Raw genomic sequence first — 19,843 nt, forward strand, 5'->3', positions numbered from 1 at the left:
TTACCAAGTAAAATGCTATATTAATTTTACCTAATAAAGCGAAAGGGAGGAAAACAAAATGAAAAGAAAATTGGCGGTAGTTTGTATCATGATGTTGTCTGCTACAACAATCCTTTCCGGATGCGGCGGAAGCAGCGATGACAGCAGCTCAGGGGGAAAAACAAAAATTCGTTTTGCCACATGGGATGTAGCAGAAGACGTGGACAAACAGCAGGAGCTTGTGGACAAGTTCAATGAAGAGCACGATGATATCGAAGTGACACTGGAAGCGTACGGAAGTGATTTTGATACCAAGATCAGTGCCGGAATGGGATCCGGAGATACACCGGATGTTATGTACATGTGGAATTACCCGGCTTACTACGATGGACTGGAGCCGCTTGACGACTACATCGCAGAAGAGGGAGACGAGTACAAATCCAACTTCTATAACACACTCTGGGATTACAACATGATGGACGGAAGCACTTACGGTATCCCGGTAGGATTCACAACACATTGTCTCTTCTACAACAAAGACATCTTTGATGAAGCAGGTGTGGAATACCCGACAGCAGACTGGACATGGGATGATCTGCAGGCAGCTGCAAAGACAATCTCCGAGAAGACAGATGCAAAGGGATTCTCTTTCCAGATGAAACCGGACCCGTATGACTTTGAAATGTATCTGTGGAGCAATGGTACATCTTACTGTGATGAAAACGGAGAAATGGACGGATACATCAACTCCGAAGAATCACAGGAAGTATTCCAGATGTTCCAGGATATGGAAGAGGAAGGATACGCAACAGCAACAGAAGGTGACGGAACAGACGAATTCCGTGCCGGAAGCACAGCAATGTATGTATACGGTTCCTGGTCAATCAACACACTCAATGAAGACGGAGTGAACTACGGTGTGACAACAATCCCGGCATTTGCAGATGCAGGACAGGATTCTGTCAGCATCCTGAGTTCTTCCGGTCTGTCCATGTCCAAAGACAGCGAACACAAAGACGCTGCATGGGAATTCATCAAATACTGGACAAACGAAGAATGCAACAAAGCACGTATCGGAACAGAGCTTCCGGTTCTGAACACAGTAGTAGAATCCGAAGGAATCATGGAACAGGAAGAATACGCTCCATTCTATACAATGCTGGAACAGAGCAGCGGCCATACACCGGCAAGCTTCCTGATGGAAAGCTGGTCAGAAGTATCTGAAAATCTTTCCTTATCTTTTGAACAGATCTTCAACCCAAGCTCTATGCAGGATGTAAGTGAAGTACTTGACAGCGCAGTAAAATAGAAAAAGGCAGGGAGGAGGGGCACCCTTCTCCCTGATTTAGGAGAGAGAGCGATATGAAGAAAAAGAAATTTTTAAAAACAGCGACTCCTTATTTCTTTATCCTGCCATGGATCATTGGATTCCTCGTATTTACGTTTGGACCATTGTTACTGTCACTGATCATGAGCTTCTTTGACTGGCCTTTGACAGGAGAGAAAGTATTTGTCGGCCTTGGAAACTATATTGAAATGTTTACGCAGGATGATCAGGTACTGAAATCACTTGGAATCAGCTTGCGTTATGCGGCAATCTTCGTTCCGTTGAACATGATCCTGGCTCTGTTCCTGGCTATGCTGATTACACAGCCACTCCGGGGAGTCAAAGTGTACCGTGCGATTTTTTACATCCCGGCAGCAATTTCCAGTGTAGCGATTTCCATTATCTGGAGCTGGATTCTGAACAGTGACTATGGAGTGCTGAACTACCTGCTGTCTCTGATTGGAATCGAGGGACCGGACTGGCTGGTTGACCCGGCGTGGGCATTATTTGCCGTTATTCTGGCAAGTGCGTTCGGTGTAGGAACGATGATGCTGATCTTCTACACTGATATGAAAAATATTTCCACCGAGATTTATGAAGCTGCATCCATTGACGGTGCAGGCCCGGCAAGAAAATTTTTCAGTATCACACTGCCGATCATCACGCCGACCTTGTTATTTAACCTGATTACATCCATCATCAGTTCCTTCCAGCAGGTAACACTTGTAATGCTGCTGACCGGAGGCGGACCGCTTCAGTCAACCTACTTCTACGGACTGATGACATACAACAATGCGTTCAAGCATCATAAGATGGGGTATGCCAGTGCCAATGCATGGGTAATGTTTATCATTATCCTCCTACTTACCGCTCTGGTCTTCAAATCATCATCTGCATGGGTATTCTATGAATCCGAAGTAAAAGCAGATAATAAGAAAAAGAAGAGAAGGGGAGGTAAATAAGTTATGAAGATGTCAAAAAAGACAAAGGTTGTTTTGTATATCCTTTTGACAATTGTTGCAGTTTACTTCCTGGCACCGTTCATCTATATGCTGCTGACAACATTTAAAACCGAGGGAGAAGCGATCGCGTATCCGCCGAGCCTGTTCCCGGAAGAATGGCATTTTGAAAACTACATCGAGGCATGGACTTCCCAGCCGTTTGGAACCTATTTCCTGAATTCTGTGATTGTTACGGTGCTGACAACCGCCGGAACCGTGCTTTCCAGCTCGCTGGTTGCTTACGGATTTGCCAGATTCAAATTCAGAGGGAAAAATATTCTGTTCATGATCCTTCTTGCGACAATGATGATTCCATGGGATGTTACCATGATCCCTCAGTATATGGAATTTAATCTGTTTGGATGGATCAATACACTGCTGCCTCTGATTGTGCCGACCTGGTTCGGATCTGCCTACAATATCTTCCTGATGAGGCAGTTCCTCATGGGAATTCCGAAGGATTATGAGGAAGCGGCGCGGCTGGACGGCGCGAACTCTTTCCAGATTTACTGGAAGATTTTCATGCCGATTCTGAAACCGTGTCTGATCATGGTAGGAGTTCTGAACATGCTCACCGTATGGAACGACTACCTTGGACCATTGATTTTCCTGCAGGACAGAACGAAGTATACACTTGCGCTCGGTCTTGCATCCTTCAAGGGCGTACATACAACAGCAATTATTCCGATGCTGTGTATCACGGTAATCATGATTATCCCGCCGATTATCGTGTTTATCTTCGCACAGAAATACATTGTTGAAGGAACAAGCGGTTCCATCAAATAGCATTTTATAAGATAGAGGCAGCCAGATAGAAGGCTTCTGCTGAACAGGTAGATTTTCTTTCTATCTGGCTGTCTTGACATTTAGTAACAGACAAGGAGTATGGACATATGACACAGAGAAGAAAAAAAAGATGGGAGAATCAGGAACTGACAGCAATGGGGAGAAGAGAGGCAAGAACAGCTTTTTATGATGATTCTCTTACAAAGATCAGCCTGAATGGGGAATGGCGTTTTCTGTATCTGGATGCACCGGAACTTTCACCGGAAGGATTCCAGATGACGGGTGCGGCAGAAGGCTGGGACACGATCGATGTCCCTTCCGTATGGCAGCTTCGGGGATACGACCATATGCACTATACGGATGTTTTATATTTGTTCCCTGTGAATCCGCCATTTGTTCCGACGGAAAATCCGACAGGAATCTACAAAAAAAGCATCTGTCTGGATGCTGCATGGCTGAAAAATGATACAATTCTGAAATTTCACGGAGTAGACAGTGCGTTTGATGTCTGGGTGAACGGAGAGCATGTCGGATACAGCAAAGTAAGCCGGCTACCTTCCGAGTTTGATATCACTTCCTGCGTGAAAGAAGGAGAAAATGATATCACAGTCAGAGTATACAAGTGGTCAGACGGAACTTATCTGGAAGATCAGGATATGTGGTGGCTTTCCGGAATCTATCGCGACGTGGAACTGATCAACGAGCCGAAACAGGTGATTCTGGACTGCCGTGTGGACGCAGGACTGGATGATGCCATGGAGACAGGAATCTTTACCATGGATATTACCTTAAAACAGCCGTCCGGTAAGGGATCCTGGGTGCTTTCCTACCATGAGGAGGAAGTGCTCAAAGGAACTTACGAAACAGAAGACGGAAAGGCTCATATTGAAGCGCAGATTCCGAACGTGCACAAGTGGACAGCGGAGACGCCGGAACTTTACGATCTTACGGTGACCGCAGGAGAAGATGCCGTTTCAATCCGCCCGGGTTTCCGACGTGTAGAGATCAAGGATAACCAGTTCCTTGTAAATGGACAGGTGATTCTTCTCAATGGAGCGAACCACCACGACTATGATCCGGAAGAAGGACGGACAGTCAGCTATGAAAGAATGAAAGAAGATATTCTTCTGATGAAGCAGTACAACATCAATGCCGTACGCTGCTCCCACTATCCGTCTAACGAATATTTTTATGATCTGTGCGATGAGTACGGACTGTATGTGATCGATGAGGCGGATCTGGAATGCCACGGATTTGAGTGGACAGGAAACTACAAATGGATTTCCGATGATCCGGCCTGGAGAGAAGCATACGTGGACCGGAGTGTCCGTATGGTGAAAAGAGACCGGAACCATCCTTGTATCATCATGTGGTCCATGGGAAACGAATCCAGTTTCGGATGTAATTTCCGCAGTGCGGCAGAAGAAATCAGAAAGCTGGACAGCACAAGACTGATTCATTATGAAGGAGATTTTGAGGCGGAAGTGACAGATGTTTACTCCACCATGTATACAAGACTCAAGGGACTCAAAGAAATTGCGGAAACCGAGATGAAAGGGAACAAACCGCATGTAATGTGCGAGTACGGCCATGCAATGGGAAATGGACCGGGAGGACTGAAAGCCTACCAGGATATGTTCCGAAAATACAAAAGGCTGCAGGGCGGCTTTATCTGGGAGTGGTATGACCACGGAATCCGTGTGGAAGAGAATGAAACTTCCTATTATAAATACGGCGGATGCTTTGGAGATTTTCCGACCAACAGCAACTTCTGCATCGACGGCGTATTGATGCCGGACCGGACACCGTCACCTGCCCTTCTGGAGTACAAGCAGGTCATTGCTCCGGTAGAGATTCACAAGGTACCGGACAGCCGGACACAGATCCTTCTGAAAAACTACTATGATTTCTTATCACTGGATCATGTAGTACTTTGCTGGGCACTGGAGGAGAATGGAAAGGCAGTACAGGAAGGAGAAATCCGTACGTTATCTGCGCTTCCTCATGAATCCGAAACAGTGGACATTCCGGTCAAACCGTTCGAGATCCGGAAGAATAAAGACTACTACCTTCATATCAAGGTATGCCAGAAATACGATACAAACTATGCACCGGCAGGCCATGAAATCGCGGCAAAACAGTTTGATCTTGAGATCCGCCAGGATGAATTTGCAGAAAGAGCTGCGGGAAAGGAACTTGCAGTTACTGAGGAAAACGGCATTCTTACCGTAGCAAACGACCGGATCACAGCAAAATTCCATACGGTATTCGGAACTTTGAGTGCTTTGGAAAAAGACGGAAAAACATACCTGACAAAGGGACCGGTTATGAACCTGTACCGGGCAACGATCGACAATGATATGTACAAGAAAGACGACTGGATGAATAAGTACTTTATCCAGAAGGGAAGCGAACAGACAGAAGACTTCTCGTGGGAAAAGAAAGAAAATGCAGTTGTTGTGACGATCGACAAGTATTTCGGATGCCTGAATCAGTCCTGGGGATTTGAGTGCTCTTATGTGTACACCGTATATTCCGGCGGACAGGTGAAGGTACAGCTGACAGGAAAGACTGTTCAGAATGGAAAAGAAGAGCCGGCATTCCTTCCTCGGATCGGCGTGATCATGGAGGCGGACGGAAGTCTTCAGAACACAGCATGGTACGGCCTTGGACCACAGGAAAATTATCCGGACAGCCATGCGGCAGCATCCATGGGAATTTACGAAAGCACCGTAGACGGAATGCAGACCAGTTATGTGTACCCGCAGGAAAACGGACACAGAGAACAGGTGAAATGGTTTGCGCTGTCTGATGAAACAAAGACACTGCTCTGCCGGACAGAAGGCGGACTTGGAATGAACCTTTCCAACTGTACGGATGAAAGTCTGGAAAAAGCGCGCTATCCGCACGAAATCGAAAGAAGCAGCGATGTGGTGATTCATCTGGACTACCGTCACTCTGGACTTGGAAGCAACAGCTGCGGCGAAGAACAGCTGGAAGAATATAAGGTAAAAAGACAGGATTTTGCCATGACATTTACACTGGAAATTGTCGGACGGGATGAAATCCTGGAAGAAACCGGAAAACAATATCTGGACTAGAAAAGGGGAAAAGAAACAATGATCAGAGACCGATTTTCAGAGAACTTGAGAAATGACATGAGCACGGATGAGTGGCTGATCTGCCAGGACGAGTATGATCCGCAGGAAAATCTGAAAAACGAAAGCCTGTTTGCCCTCTCCAACGGGTATCTGGGCATTCGGGGAAGTTTTGAAGAAGGAACAAAGATCACGCTTCCGTATCTGTATGTCAATGGAGTGTTTGATAAATCCGAAACATTCATGAGAGAGCTGGCAGCACTGCCGAACTGGCTTGGAATCCGCCTTTATGTGGAAAAAGAGCTGATCGGTATCGAAAACTGTGAGATCATGGAATTTTCCAGAGTATTGGACATGAAACATGCCGTTCTTTCTAAACAGTATGTGCTGAAAGACAGAAAAGGACGCATCACTAAGATTGAAGGACGCAGATTTGTGAGCCGGAACAATGTACATAGAATGGCGATCGAGCTTTTTGTGACACCGGTGAACTACGAGGGAATCATCGAAGTGGAAAACATCATAGATGGAACGATCATCAACTTCTATGATGCACCTCGGTTTAAAGTAAAACACATGTATCTGACAGCGAATGAAAAGCTGGGTGAGCACGGCGTTTACATGGAGTCCGCAACGAGAGACCGTCATCTCCATGTGGGATGCGGATGCGTGCTGGAAGCGTACCGCGGAGAAGAGAAGATCATGAGAAACCGGATGTTCAATGCGTTCGGTGAGCAGGCTGTGGAATTTGGAGATTTTACAGCAGCAGAAGGTGAGACAATCCGTCTTGTGAAATATGTTTCCATGTATACAGAAAGAGAGTGCCCGACCTATGCGCTCCATACGACCATCAAAGAAGAAGTGGACCGTTTCAGTGAAGACGGATTTGAAGCGGAGCTGGAAAAACACAGCAAAGTGTACGACAACATGTGGGAAGAGGCGGATGTACGCTTTGAAGGCGACCCGGAACTGAACCGTGCAGTACGGTTTAATATCTTCCACCTGATGAGTACAGGAAATGAGACGGATGACAGAGTCAGTGTCGGAGCAAAACTGCTGACCGGGGAAGAGTACGGCGGACATGCATTCTGGGATATCGAGCTTTTCATGCTTCCGTTCTTCTCCTACGTATTCCCGCAGATGGCACAGAACATGGAAAACTACCGCTACCACCTTCTGGATGCGGCAAGAGACAATGCAAAGAAAAATGGCTATAAAGGCGCACAGTATCCATGGGAATCCGCAGACGACGGAACTGAGCAGTGCCCGGACTGGACCATCGAGCCGGACGGAACCTGCTACCGCTGCTATGTGGCTGTCTATGAGCACCATGTGACAGCGGATGTGGCTTACGGAATCTATGATTATGTACGGATCACAAAAGATATGGACTTCCTCTATGGAAGAGGAGCAGAAATCCTCACAGAGACCGCAAGATTCTGGGCAAGCCGCTGCGAATACATTGCCGAAAAAGACCGGTACGAGATCAATCAGGTAACCGGACCGGATGAATGGCATGAACCGGTAAACAACAACCTGTATACCAACTATTTCGCAAGATGGAACCTCCGCTATGTAATGGCGCTGATCCGGAAGATGAAAGAAGAAAAACCGGAAGCGTACGCTGCACTCGTAGAAAAGACCGGACTCAAAGACGAAGAGCTTACATTCTGGGAAGAAGTACAGAGCAAGATCTATCTTCCAAGAAAAGAAGGCACCAACCTTCTGGAACAGTTTGAAGGCTACTTCCAGTTAAAAGACGTTGTCATTGACCAGTACGATGAAAATGACTGGCCGATCCGTCCGGCAATTCTTAATACCTGCAAAAAACAGGAGACACAGATTCTGAAACAGCCGGATGTCGTACTGCTTCTGCATCTGCTTGGTGAAGAGTTTGAACCGGAACTGATGAAGGAAAACTACGATTACTATGAGAAACGTACTCTGCACGGATCTTCCTTAAGCCCGAGTATCTATTCTGTAATGGGACTGAAAGTGGGAGATGATTCCAGGGCATACCGGTATCTGAAACGTGCGGCATTCATCGATCTTCTGAACCTGCAGAAGAATACGAGAGAAGGAATTCATGCGGCAAATGCCGGCGGCGTATGGCAGACAATCGTCTTCGGATTTGCAGGAGTATCCATCGATAAGGATGGCATTTTAAGCGTGAAACCGAACATGCCGAAAGAGTGGAGTTCCCTTTCCTTCCGGCTTCATTATGACAATGCATGGCTGGAAATCCATACGGATGGAGAAAACAATGCAGCAGTGAAGAGGCTGGAAGGAAATCCGGTACAGGTGAAAATCAACGGAACTACAGAAGAAGTATAGTGGAGGAAATATTAATGAAATATCAGGCGGTAATTTTCGACCTGGATGGTGTGATCTGTTCTACAGATACATACCATTACCAGGCATGGAAAGCAATTGCGGATGAACTGAAAATCCCATTTAACGAGACGATCAACCACAGACTGCGCGGCGTCAGCCGGATGGAAAGCTTCGAGATCATTCTGGAAAAATACGACAAAGAAATGAGCCGGGAAGAAAAGGTATCCTGGACAGAAAAGAAAAACGAGATCTACAAAGAGCTCTTAAAGAACATGAGTCCGGCGGATCTTTCCGAAGAAGTAAAATCCACACTGGATGCGCTCCGCGAAAAAGGGCTGCTGCTTGCGATCGGTTCTTCCAGCAAAAATGCAGGATTCATCCTGGGACAGCTGGGACTTGGCGAATATTTTGATGCCGTTTCTGACGGAAACAACATCACAAAATCCAAGCCGGATCCGGAAGTGTTTGTAAAAGCAGCACAGTTTATCGGAAAAGAGCCGGAAGTCTGTCTTGTTGTAGAAGATGCGAAGGCGGGAGTGGAAGCAGCCAAAGCCGGCGGAATGGATTGTGCGGCGATCGGAGATGCGGTAAAATGTGGAATGGCAGAGCACAATCTGAGCACATTTGCGGATCTGCTTCAGGTGGTGCAGGAATCCTAAAAGACAGAAAGAGTGAAAGAAAATGAATGAGGAATTTTTAAACAGGCTTCTAAAAAGCATTTCTGTATCCGGGTATGAAGAACCGGTGCAGGAGGCAGTCAAAATGGAAATGAAGGAGTACACGGATGAAATCCGGGAGGATGAGATGCACAATCTTGTCTGTGTGATAAATCCGGAACATCCTGTACGGATCATGCTGTCCGCCCATGCGGATGAGATCGGTCTGATGATCTCCAATATCACGGAAGAGGGGACACTTCAGGTGATTGACAGAGGCGGAATCGTGACTCATACATATCCGGGACAGCAGGTGATTGTACATTCCCAAAAGGGCGATGTTTACGGTGTGGTAGAGGCGTACCGGGATCTTTTGAAAAAAAGCGATCTGAGCACAAAAGACTTCGTGATTGATATCGGCGCTAAAGACCGGGAAGATGCATTGAAGTATGTAGACCTGGGAGATCCGATCGTTCTGGATACCCATATCCGGAAACTGGCAAACGGAAGAATATCAGCAAGGGCTCTGGATGACAGAATCGGTGTCTACATTATTATGGAAGCATTGAAGCGTGCCAGGGAAAGAGGATGTCAGGCCGGTGTTTATGCGGCTTCCACGACAGGGGAAGAGACGACAAAGACAGGAGCTTACTGGTGCAGCACAAGAATCCGTCCGACACTTGCTATTGTCGTAGATGTGACTTACACAAGCGACTGTATCGGCATGAATCCGGCTGAGATGGGAACTGTGGAACTTGGAAAGGGACCGGTTCTCTGCAACAGCCCGATTGTTGTAAAAGAATGGAACCAAAAGCTGGAAGACTGTGCCATAGAAGCAGGAATTCCTGTTCAGAGAGAAGCGGCGAGCAGACTCAGTTATACAGATGCGGACAAGATTCATTTTTCAAATGAAGGGGTTCCGGTTGTTCTTGTATCCATTCCGCTTCGGTATATGCATATGCCGTGCGAAGTGGCGGATGAGAATGATGTGGAGAACTGTATTGAGCTGATTGCCCGGTTTTTAACCGCATATCAGGCGGAATAAAAAATACAAATGCGAGAGGACATGCGAAAACACGGCGGTTGCGGCCGAAAAACAGATGTGTTAGAATAGACTAGAGTTTATACAGGGGGATTGGAGTATCATGGCTACGATCAAAGAAATTGCTGAAATTGCAGGGGTTTCAGTCACAACCGTCTCGCGTGTCCTGAATTTTGATGATACCTTGAATGTGCAGGACGAAACAAAGCGGAGAGTGTTTGAAGCAGCGGACAGGCTGGAATATCAGATCAAGGATAAAAAGAGGAAAAAGAGAAAACTGAAACTGGGGCTTCTTTGTACTTATTCACCGGAAGAAGAACTGGAGGATACCTATTATCTTTCCATACGGATCGCGGTGGAGAAGAAACTTGACAAAGAAGGATTTAAGAAAGTGACGATTACATCAGAGGATGCAGTGGAGGATGTGGCAAAGCTGGACGGAATTATCTGTATTGGCACATTCAGCAAAAGCATGGTGGAGAAAATCCGGATGTTTGGCAGACCGGCTGTATTTATTGATGCGGTGGGAGATGCAGAGCTGTTTGATTCCATCGTAGTCAATCTGAAATATTCTGTCACAAAAGTCATGGACTATCTTGTGGATGCCGGACATGAGAAGATTGCGTTTATCGGCGGCAGAGATATCGATTCTGACGGAAAAGAGATTATGGATATGCGGATGCCGATCTTTGCTTCCTATTTAAAGGAGAAAAATCTGTTACGCGAAGAATATGTCAAAATCGGAGGATTTACGCCAAAACAGGGCTATCGGATGGGGAAGGAAGTATTGTCGGTAAAGGACCGTCCGACGGCGATTTTCTGTGCAAATGATTCTCTGGCGATCGGATGCTACAAAGCGGTTCAGGAAGCCGGTTTGAAAGTGCCGGATGATATCAGCGTAGTCGGATTCAACGACATTTCCATGACCAAATATCTCGTTCCGCCTCTGACCACTGTTCATGTACCGGTGGATTTCATGGCGGAAACGGCGGTAGGTCTCCTTTCCGAACGGATCAATACAAACAGAGAGATCAGCATGCATGTTTCCGTTCCTGCAAAACTGATTATCAGAGAAAGCGTAAGTAGGAGAAAGGACTAAAAACAGTATATGAAAACACATAAAGTAAGAAATTCGCTGCTGCTGCTTTTGACAGCATTTATCTGGGGGACGGCATTTGTGGCGCAGAGTGTGGGGATGGACTATGTCGGCCCGTTCACTTATACCTGTGTCCGGTCCCTGATCGCGGGGATAATGCTGATCCCTTGCATTGCGTTTTTAAATAAAGTAAATCCGAATCTGGAAGAAAAGAAGATCTGCCAGGATGAGACAAAGAAAAAGGCATATCAGAAAACACTGCTGATCGGCGGTATCTGCTGCGGAGCAGCCCTCGGGGTAGCCAGCAGCCTTCAACAGATCGGAATTTTGCATACAACAGTAGGAAAGGCAGGATTTATCACTACCTTTTACATTATCATCGTACCGATTATCGGACTCTTCTTTAAGAAACGGTGCGGACTGAATGTCTGGATCGGAGTTGTATTTGCTCTGGCAGGGCTTTATTTCCTCTGCATCACGGAAGGATTCTCCATAGGATACGGAGATACGATGGTATTTTTATGTGCGCTGGCATTTTCCATCCATATTCTTGTGATTGACCATTTTACCGGGCTGGTGGATGGTGTGAAAATGTCATGCATCCAGTTTTTTGTGGCGGCAATTGTCAGCGGAATCGGAATGGTCCTGTTTGAAAATCCGGATCTCGGCAATATTCTGGCAGCATGGCTTCCGATCCTTTATGCCGGAGCACTTTCAAGCGGAGTTGGATATACACTTCAGATCATCGGACAGAAGGGAATGAACCCGACGATTGCGTCCCTGATCCTGAGTCTGGAATCCGTAATTTCTGTTCTGGCAGGAATGGTTGTTCTGGGAGAAAGTCTGACATCCAGAGAAATTCTCGGATGTGTTCTCATGTTTATCGCCATCATATTGGCGCAGCTGCCGGAGAAGAAAAAGGCTGTTTAACATGAATTTTACAAAGATTTAACATAAACTTCAAAAACTATTGACACCCCTGATTTCTTTCCGATACAATAAAAATCAGTGCGGCTTAACAGAACGCACAAGGAGAAAGAATATCAGGAGGAACATCACAAATGAAACCGGAATATGTGTTTATGCTGCTCGGAGGGCTTGGACTCTTTCTGTGCGGAATGCAGATGATGAGCAGCAATCTGGAGGCAGTGGCAGGTGACCGTCTGAAAGGGATTCTGGAAAAGCTGACTTCCAACCGGATACTTGGAGTACTTGTCGGAGCTGTCATCACGGCGGTGATCCAGTCTTCATCAGCAACGACCGTCATGGTGGTCGGTTTTGTCAATTCAGGGCTGATGACTCTCAGACAGGCTGTATGGATTATCATGGGAGCCAATATCGGCACCACGATCACCGGACAGCTTGTCGCGCTGGACATCGGGACGATTGCTCCGCTGTTTGCTTTTGCCGGAATCGCAATCGGCATGTTTTCAAAGAAGAGAAACGTGCAGAATGTCGGAAGCATCATCGCGGGGCTCGGTGTACTGTTCATCGGACTTGGCATGATGAGTGATGCCATGGTTCCGATGAGAGATTCGGAAATGTTTGTCAATGCGCTGACGAGTTTTTCCAACCCGCTGATCGGAATCCTCGCGGGTGCTGTTTTCACGGCGGTGATCCAGTCCTCGTCCGCATCGGTCGGAATTCTTCAGGCACTTGCTTTAAGCGGCCTGATCGACATTCACAGTGCGGTTTTCGTTCTGTTCGGACAGAATATCGGGACCTGTATCACATCCCTTATTGCTTCGGTCGGAATGAACCGGAACGCAAAGAGGACAACCGTGATCCATTTTATGTTCAATGTCATCGGAACCATTATCTTTGTCACACTTTGTCTGGTAACACCGCTTACGGATGTAGTGGCGGGATGGACACCGGGGCATCCGGCTTCCCAGATCGCAAACATGCATACGTTGTTTAATGTCGTAACAACTATCATTCTGATGCCGTTTGGAAATGGACTTGCATCTCTGGCGGAGAAAATTCTTCCGGACCAGAAGGAAGAGGCCCGCATTCAGCCGGATGACGAGCAGTGGCTGAACGAAATCATGAGTTCCCAGCACGTACTGGGATCCTCCGCAATCGCGGTCAACAGCCTGATGGAAAATGTCGGCAGTATGTATACTCTTGCCAGAGAAAACGTGGTGAAAGGATTTGACATGATCCTTACCGGTGATGACAGCCGGTTTGCCGAGGTGGAAGAGACGGAAAACACGATCGACCTCTATAACATAAATATCTCCAGACGTCTCTCCAGAGTTCTCGCAATCGAACACAGTCCGGCGGAGACAAAGAAGCTCAACAGCATTTTCCAGATTGTCGGAAATGTAGAACGGGTGGGGGACCATGCCATGAATTTTGCAGAGCACGCTGCTTCCATCAAGAAAAAAGGGCTGAAGCTTTCAGAAGAGACGATTGGAGAATTAAAAGAAATGAGGGAGCAGTGCCGGAAAGCATTTGAACGCATGGAACTTTCCGGGCAGACCGACCCGACACAGCTTTTGGTGGATGCGGTCAGCTTCGAACGCGCGGTGGATGATATCACGGAGCGGTGCCGGAATCGGCAGGTGGAACGGATTCACAGCCATGCATGCGAGATCGAAAGCGCAGTACTGTATTCGGAGATTCTGATTGATTATGAAAGAATCGGGGATCATATGAGAAATATTGCGGAAGCATATGCCCAGCAGAATGCGTAGAAGCGGATAGAAGAAAGCAAAAGAACAGAAGAAAAAAAGGACAGACATACTGTCCGGAACAGGGAAGCGCCTGCACGAAATTGTTTTGTGCAGGCGCTTTTCTATGATAATGCAAAAATATTGTGTAAAAAATTAATCAATTCTTCATATTGTTTTTATGGCATTTACAGTTTCAGGGCGTATAATGGAGACATGAAAAACTGACAGAATGACAAAAGATGAGACGAAAGGAAGAGACAGCATGCTAGAACGACTTGCCGGAATACTGAGAAGAAGGCGGGAGGAAGAAGAGGAATACGAACCGGAGAGACTTCCGATCCGCAGATGTATGCCGGATTATCATATGGGACTCTATGAGGAGGAGATTATCGAACGTGAGGAAGCGGGATGGACGAACGATCCGGTGGATCCGCCCTCTAAGACAACGCGGGATATTATTCATGATAATGTATTTACTTATTTCAACCTGATTTTTGCGATTCTCGGGCTGCTTCTGATTATGGTGGGAGCCTTCCGGGATCTGACATTTCTTCCGGTAATTATTTTGAATACCATGATTGGTATCATTCAGGAGATCCGGGCGAAGAATGTGCTGGATAAGATGACGATGCTTCATGCACCGAAAGCCACGGTAGTACGCAACGGGCGGAAACGGGTGATTGCGGTGGAGGATCTTGTTATTGATGATATCGTGATTTTCAAGGCGGGTAATCAGATCTGTGCGGATGCGATTGTAGAGCACGGGGAAGTGCAGGTCAATGAGTCGCTTCTGACAGGTGAGGCGGATGAGATCACGAAAAAGAAAGGCGATATTCTGATGTCGGGAAGCTTCATAGTTTCAGGAGAATGCCATGCCCGGCTTGAAAAGGTGGGGGCGGATTCCTATATTTCCAGACTGACGCTGGAAGCAAAGGCCATGAAGGACGGTGAACAGTCGGAGATGATCCGCTCTCTGGACAAACTGGTCAAGTGCGTTGGTATTGCCATCATTCCGATCGGGCTGATTCTGTTCATTCAGAGCTTCTTTTTAAATGAGGAAAGTTTCCGTTCAAGTGTCACTGCCATGGTAGCGGCTGTCATCGGAATGGTCCCGGAAGGTCTTTATCTGCTTTCAAGTGTGGCTCTTGCGGTAAGCGCAGTGCGTCTTGCCAAGCAGAAAGTACTTCTGCATGACATGAAGAGTATCGAGACTCTGGCCAGAGTCAATGTGCTCTGTGTGGACAAGACAGGTACCATTACGGAGAATACAATGAAAGTTCAGGGGCTTCGGGCCACGAGACATTATGACAAGGAGACAATGCCTCCGCTCAAAGGGATCATCGGTGATTTTGCACAGTCCATGAGCAAGGACAATATTACGATGGAAGCAGTGCAGACCTATTTTCAGAAACGTACCGGAAGACGGGCACAGAAGATCACATCCTTTTCTTCGGAATTTAAATACAGCAGTGCAACGTTTGAGGACGGATCCTATGTGTTTGGGGCTCCGGAGTTTGTCCTCCGGGAGGATTATCCGGAGTATGAGGAAGAGATCCGGGAAGAGGCCGCAAAGGGATACCGTGTGCTTGTATTCGGGAGCTGTGACGAAACTCCGGACGGCAGAGAGCTGAAGGGAAAGGTGACGCCGCTTGCCTATATCATGCTTGCGAACCCGATCCGGAAAGAGGCGCCAAAGACATTTGCCTACTTTGAAGAACAGGGAGTGGAGGTCAAGGTGATTTCAGGAGATAATCCGCTGACGGTATCCGAGGTGGCGAAAAAGGCGGGCATTACGGGAGCGGAGAACTACGTGGATGCTGCGACCCTGACTACAGAAGAGGAGATCAGGCAGGCGGTTCTGAAATATACAGTTTTCGGGCGTGTGACACCTGCTCAGAAGAGACAGTTCGTGAAGGCTCTTAAAGGAGCGGGACGTACGGTAGCGATGACCGGAGACGGTGTCAATGATGTACTGGCGCTGAAAGATGCAGACTGCAGCATTGCCATGGCATCCGGAAGCGATGCGGCGGCGCAGGCTTCCCAGCTTGTGCTTCTGGAATCGGATTTTTCCTGTATGCCAAGCGTCGTGCTGGAAGGACGGCGGGTCGTCAACAATATTCAGAGATCCGCAAGTCTTTTCCTTGTGAAGAATATTTTCTCTTTCCTGCTTTCCATCTTCTCGGCGGTTTTTATGATTACCTATCCGCTGGAGCCATCGCAGGTATCTCTGATCAGTATGTTTACAATCGGTGTTCCGGCCTTCTTCCTGGCGCTGGAGCCGAATAAGAATATTATCAAGGGACACTTCCTGACAAACGTATTTCTGAAGGCTCTTCCGGCGGCATTGACAGATGTGCTGGCGGTCGGGGCGCTTGTAGTTTTTGGAGCTACGTTCAGTGTAAGTCCTACGGACATTTCGACGGCTGCGACGATGCTGCTTGCGATCGTTGGATTTATGATCCTTTACCGGATCAGCCAGCCGATGAACAGGATCCGTGTGGCTGTGCTGGCCGGATGTATCTGTGCCCTGCTGTTCTGCAGTACGGTGCTGAATCAGCTGTTTGCCATTACCGATATGTCTGCGGAATGTGTTATGCTTTTTGTAGTATTTTCCATTGCGACAGAACCGGTGCTGCGGTATCTGACTGTTTTTGTCGGCAGTGCAAAGTCATTTTATGATAAAGTGAAAGGGAAAATTTTTATCGGGGAAAAAGCGGGGGAAGAAGCATAGAGAAATCAAAAAGAAGCTGAGAAAGGGAGGGGATACCTGTGAGAATTCAAGGTTTACAGAAGCTGACGCTTCTTGACTATCCCGGCAGAACCGCGTGTACGATCTTTCTGGGCGGATGCAATTTCCGGTGCCCGTTCTGCCACAATGCGGCTCTCGTGACCGGAGTAGACGAGCAGGAAGATATTCCTGAGGAGACGATTTTCAGTTTCCTGAAAAAGAGAAGGGGCATTCTGGACGGAGTATGTATCAGCGGAGGAGAGCCCCTGATACAGCCGGGACTGGATGAGTTTCTGAAAAAAGTACGGGATATGGGATATCTGATTAAGCTTGATACAAATGGAAGCTTTCCGGAACGGCTGGAACGGTTTGCGGAAGAAGGGCTGATTGACCAGGTGGCGATGGATCTGAAGAATTCCAAAGAAAAGTATGCCATGACTGTCGGAGTTCCTTCGCTGGATCTCCGCCCGATTGAAGAAAGTGTGGAGTTTCTGATGGAAGGGCACGTACCTTATGCGTTCCGGACAACGGTCGTAAGAGAGTTTCATCAGAAATCGGATTTTGAACAGATGGGGCTTTGGATCCGCGGGGCAGACAAGTACTATTTGCAGCAGTTTGAAAATTCGGGCGGACTGATTCAGGACGGACTGCACGCGTATGATCCTCCTGTGCTGGAACAGGCTCTTGAAATTATGAAAAGATATGTAAATGACGCGGAAATCCGCGGGATATAGCAAAACACATGAAGAACAACATCTAGTGTTTGTTTAGCATTAAACTACTAAAAACAACTAGATGTTGTTTCTGTATATTGACGTCAAAAAGAGAAGGGTGATATAATGAGGACATCGACACGAACAGGAAAGGAAGTATGACAGATGTATCAGGTAGTAAAGAGGGATGGACAGATTGCCGAATTTGACATCCATAAAATAGGATCCGCGATTCAGAAAGCGTTTGAAGCAGCGGGAAAGAATTTTCATCCGAGCATCATTGATATGCTTGCGTTAAAAGTGACGGCAAATTTTGAGCCTAAGATTGCGGACGGAAAGATCAAAGTGGAAGAAATTCAGGACAGCGTCGAAGAGGTGCTCAGCCAGGCCGGATATGCCGATGTGGCAAAGGGATATATTCTTTACAGAAAGCAGAGGGAGAAGATCCGCAACCTGAAATCCGCGACATTAAATTATAAAGAACTGGTGAACAATTATCTGCAGGTCAATGACTGGAGAGTCAAGGAGAATTCTACCGTGACCTATTCCGTAGGCGGACTGATCCTCAGCAATTCCGGTGCCATCACGGCAAACTACTGGCTGTCCGAGGTGTACGACCAGGAGATTGCCCAGGCACACAGAAATACGGATATCCATCTGCATGACCTTTCCATGCTGACCGGGTACTGTGCAGGATGGTCGCTGCGCCAGCTGATCCAGGAGGGACTTGGCGGAATCACCGGGAAGATCACATCCGCGCCGGCCAAACATCTGAGTGTACTGTGCAACCAGATGGTTAATTTCCTTGGCATCATGCAGAATGAATGGGCGGGGGCACAGGCTTTTTCCTCTTTTGATACGTATCTGTCACCTTTTGTACGGACAGATCATTTGACCTATACTGAAGTGAAAAAGTGCATTGAGTCCTTCGTATACGGGGTCAATACACCGTCCCGCTGGGGTACGCAGGCGCCGTTTACGAATATTACACTGGACTGGACCGTGCCGGATGACCTGAAAGACAAGCCGGCGATTGTAGGTGGAAAAGAGATGGATTTCACCTACGGTGACTGTAAAAAAGAGATGGATATGGTAAATAAGGCATTCATTGAAGTTATGATTGAAGGAGATGCCCAGGGCAGAGGATTCCAGTATCCGATTCCGACCTATTCCATTACAAAGGATTTCGACTGGTCTGATACAGAGAACAACCGTCTGCTTTTTGAGATGACATCAAAATATGGAACACCGTACTTTTCCAATTACATTAACAGCGACATGGAGCCGAGCGATGTCCGCAGCATGTGCTGCCGGCTGAGACTGGATTTGAGAGAGCTTCGGAAGAAAGCGGGAGGATTTTTCGGAAGCGGCGAAAGTACAGGATCCATCGGCGTTGTGACGATCAATCTTCCGAGGATGGCTTATCTGTCAAAGGATGAGGATGATTTCTTCCGGAGGCTGGCCCATATGATGGATATTGCGGCAAGATCCCTTCATATTAAGAGACAGGTTATTTCCAAACTGCTGGATGAAGGACTCTATCCGTATACGAAACGGTATCTCGGAGGCTTCGGAAATCATTTTTCCACCATCGGATTGATCGGAATGAATGAGGCAGGACTGAACGCAAACTGGCTTAGAAAGGATATTACTCACAAAGAGACACAGGAGTTTGCGGTCAAGGTACTCAATTTTATGAGAAACCGTCTCTCCGATTATCAGGAAGAATACGAGGAACTTTTCAATCTGGAGGCAACTCCGGCAGAGTCCACCACCTACCGGTTTGCAAAACATGATAAGGAGCAGTTCCCGGATATTATCACAGCAGCGGAAGGGAACGGTACTCCATACTATACGAACAGTTCCCATCTTCCGGTTGGATTTTCCGATGATATTTTTGACGCGCTGGATATTCAGGATGAGCTTCAGACGCTCTATACATCGGGAACCGTATTCCACGCATTCCTGGGAGAGAAGCTTCCGGGCTGGAAGGAATCGGCGCTTCTTGTACGGAAGATTGCCGAGAATTATAAGCTTCCATACTATACGATTTCTCCGACCTACTCCATCTGCCAGGATCACGGCTATATTGACGGCGAACAGTATACCTGCCCGCACTGCGGAAAGAAGACGGAGGTTTACAGCCGGATCACCGGATACTACCGTCCGGTACAGAACTGGAACGATGGAAAGATTCAGGAGTTTAAAGACCGGAAAGAATATGATATCGAACATTCTGTAATGAAGAAAAAGAAGACAGAACCGATTACGAAATAAAAATCAGACAGAAAGGCTGGCATGCTTACTTACAAGGTGTGTCAGCTTTTTTCTGTGTCATTTCTTGCAAAACTGTAAGACTGGAGGGGAAAGTGTAAGATGATTCGATGGAAGGGAAGACCTGAACT

The 19,843-nt window shown here is 47.1% G+C and carries 13 protein-coding genes; all 13 read left to right on the forward strand.

The window, feature by feature from the left end; genetic code table 11:
- The first annotated feature begins 58 nt into the window (after positions 1–58).
- The 13 genes from B5G11_RS07010 (at position 59) to B5G11_RS07070 (ending at position 19,715) form a co-directional block, all read left to right on the forward strand.
- Positions 59–1,288, forward strand: a complete 1,230-nt coding sequence (locus tag B5G11_RS07010; RefSeq protein WP_087252659.1) for a sugar ABC transporter substrate-binding protein — start codon at positions 59–61, stop codon at positions 1,286–1,288.
- Positions 1,289–1,341: 53 nt separating this feature from the next.
- On the forward strand, positions 1,342–2,268 hold the full coding sequence (locus B5G11_RS07015) for a sugar ABC transporter permease (RefSeq protein WP_087252660.1): 927 nt from the start codon (positions 1,342–1,344) through the stop codon (positions 2,266–2,268).
- A 9-nt stretch (positions 2,269–2,277) separates the two neighbouring features.
- The gene (locus B5G11_RS07020; RefSeq protein ID WP_343215480.1) at positions 2,278–3,093 is read left to right on the forward strand and encodes a carbohydrate ABC transporter permease; all 816 of its coding nucleotides are present in this window, start codon (positions 2,278–2,280) and stop codon (positions 3,091–3,093) included.
- Between the two features lie 107 nt (positions 3,094–3,200).
- The gene (locus B5G11_RS07025; protein ID WP_087252662.1) at positions 3,201–6,194 is read left to right on the forward strand and encodes a glycoside hydrolase family 2 TIM barrel-domain containing protein; all 2,994 of its coding nucleotides are present in this window, start codon (positions 3,201–3,203) and stop codon (positions 6,192–6,194) included.
- 18 nt (positions 6,195–6,212) lie between these two features.
- Positions 6,213–8,525, forward strand: a complete 2,313-nt coding sequence (locus B5G11_RS07030) for a glycosyl hydrolase family 65 protein (protein ID WP_087252663.1) — start codon at positions 6,213–6,215, stop codon at positions 8,523–8,525.
- Positions 8,526–8,539: 14 nt separating this feature from the next.
- Positions 8,540–9,184 (forward strand): beta-phosphoglucomutase, encoded by a 645-nt coding sequence (gene pgmB / locus B5G11_RS07035; RefSeq protein WP_087252664.1) that lies wholly within the window; start codon positions 8,540–8,542, stop codon positions 9,182–9,184.
- Positions 9,185–9,206: 22 nt separating this feature from the next.
- Complete coding sequence (locus tag B5G11_RS07040; protein ID WP_087252665.1) at positions 9,207–10,226, forward strand: M20/M25/M40 family metallo-hydrolase; 1,020 nt, start codon at positions 9,207–9,209, stop codon at positions 10,224–10,226.
- A gap of 100 nt (positions 10,227–10,326) precedes the next feature.
- Positions 10,327–11,322 carry a LacI family DNA-binding transcriptional regulator gene (locus tag B5G11_RS07045; RefSeq protein WP_087167208.1) on the forward strand — a complete coding sequence of 332 codons (996 nt, stop codon included), beginning with the start codon at positions 10,327–10,329 and terminating at the stop codon, positions 11,320–11,322.
- Between the two features lie 9 nt (positions 11,323–11,331).
- Positions 11,332–12,249: a DMT family transporter gene (locus tag B5G11_RS07050; RefSeq protein WP_087167209.1), complete on the forward strand. Its 918-nt coding sequence runs from the start codon at positions 11,332–11,334 to the stop codon at positions 12,247–12,249.
- A gap of 131 nt (positions 12,250–12,380) precedes the next feature.
- On the forward strand, positions 12,381–14,018 hold the full coding sequence (locus B5G11_RS07055) for a Na/Pi cotransporter family protein (protein ID WP_087167210.1): 1,638 nt from the start codon (positions 12,381–12,383) through the stop codon (positions 14,016–14,018).
- A gap of 241 nt (positions 14,019–14,259) precedes the next feature.
- On the forward strand, positions 14,260–16,728 hold the full coding sequence (locus B5G11_RS07060; protein WP_087252749.1) for a cation-translocating P-type ATPase: 2,469 nt from the start codon (positions 14,260–14,262) through the stop codon (positions 16,726–16,728).
- A 38-nt stretch (positions 16,729–16,766) separates the two neighbouring features.
- Positions 16,767–17,459 (forward strand): anaerobic ribonucleoside-triphosphate reductase activating protein, encoded by a 693-nt coding sequence (locus B5G11_RS07065; RefSeq protein ID WP_087167211.1) that lies wholly within the window; start codon positions 16,767–16,769, stop codon positions 17,457–17,459.
- Between the two features lie 144 nt (positions 17,460–17,603).
- The gene (locus tag B5G11_RS07070; protein WP_242958966.1) at positions 17,604–19,715 is read left to right on the forward strand and encodes a ribonucleoside triphosphate reductase; all 2,112 of its coding nucleotides are present in this window, start codon (positions 17,604–17,606) and stop codon (positions 19,713–19,715) included.
- Positions 19,716–19,843: the final 128 nt, after the last annotated feature.

Origin of the sequence: Drancourtella sp. An57, from assembly GCF_002161525.1 — a bacterium.
Taxonomy (GTDB): Bacteria; Bacillota; Clostridia; order Lachnospirales; family Lachnospiraceae; genus Sellimonas; species Sellimonas catena.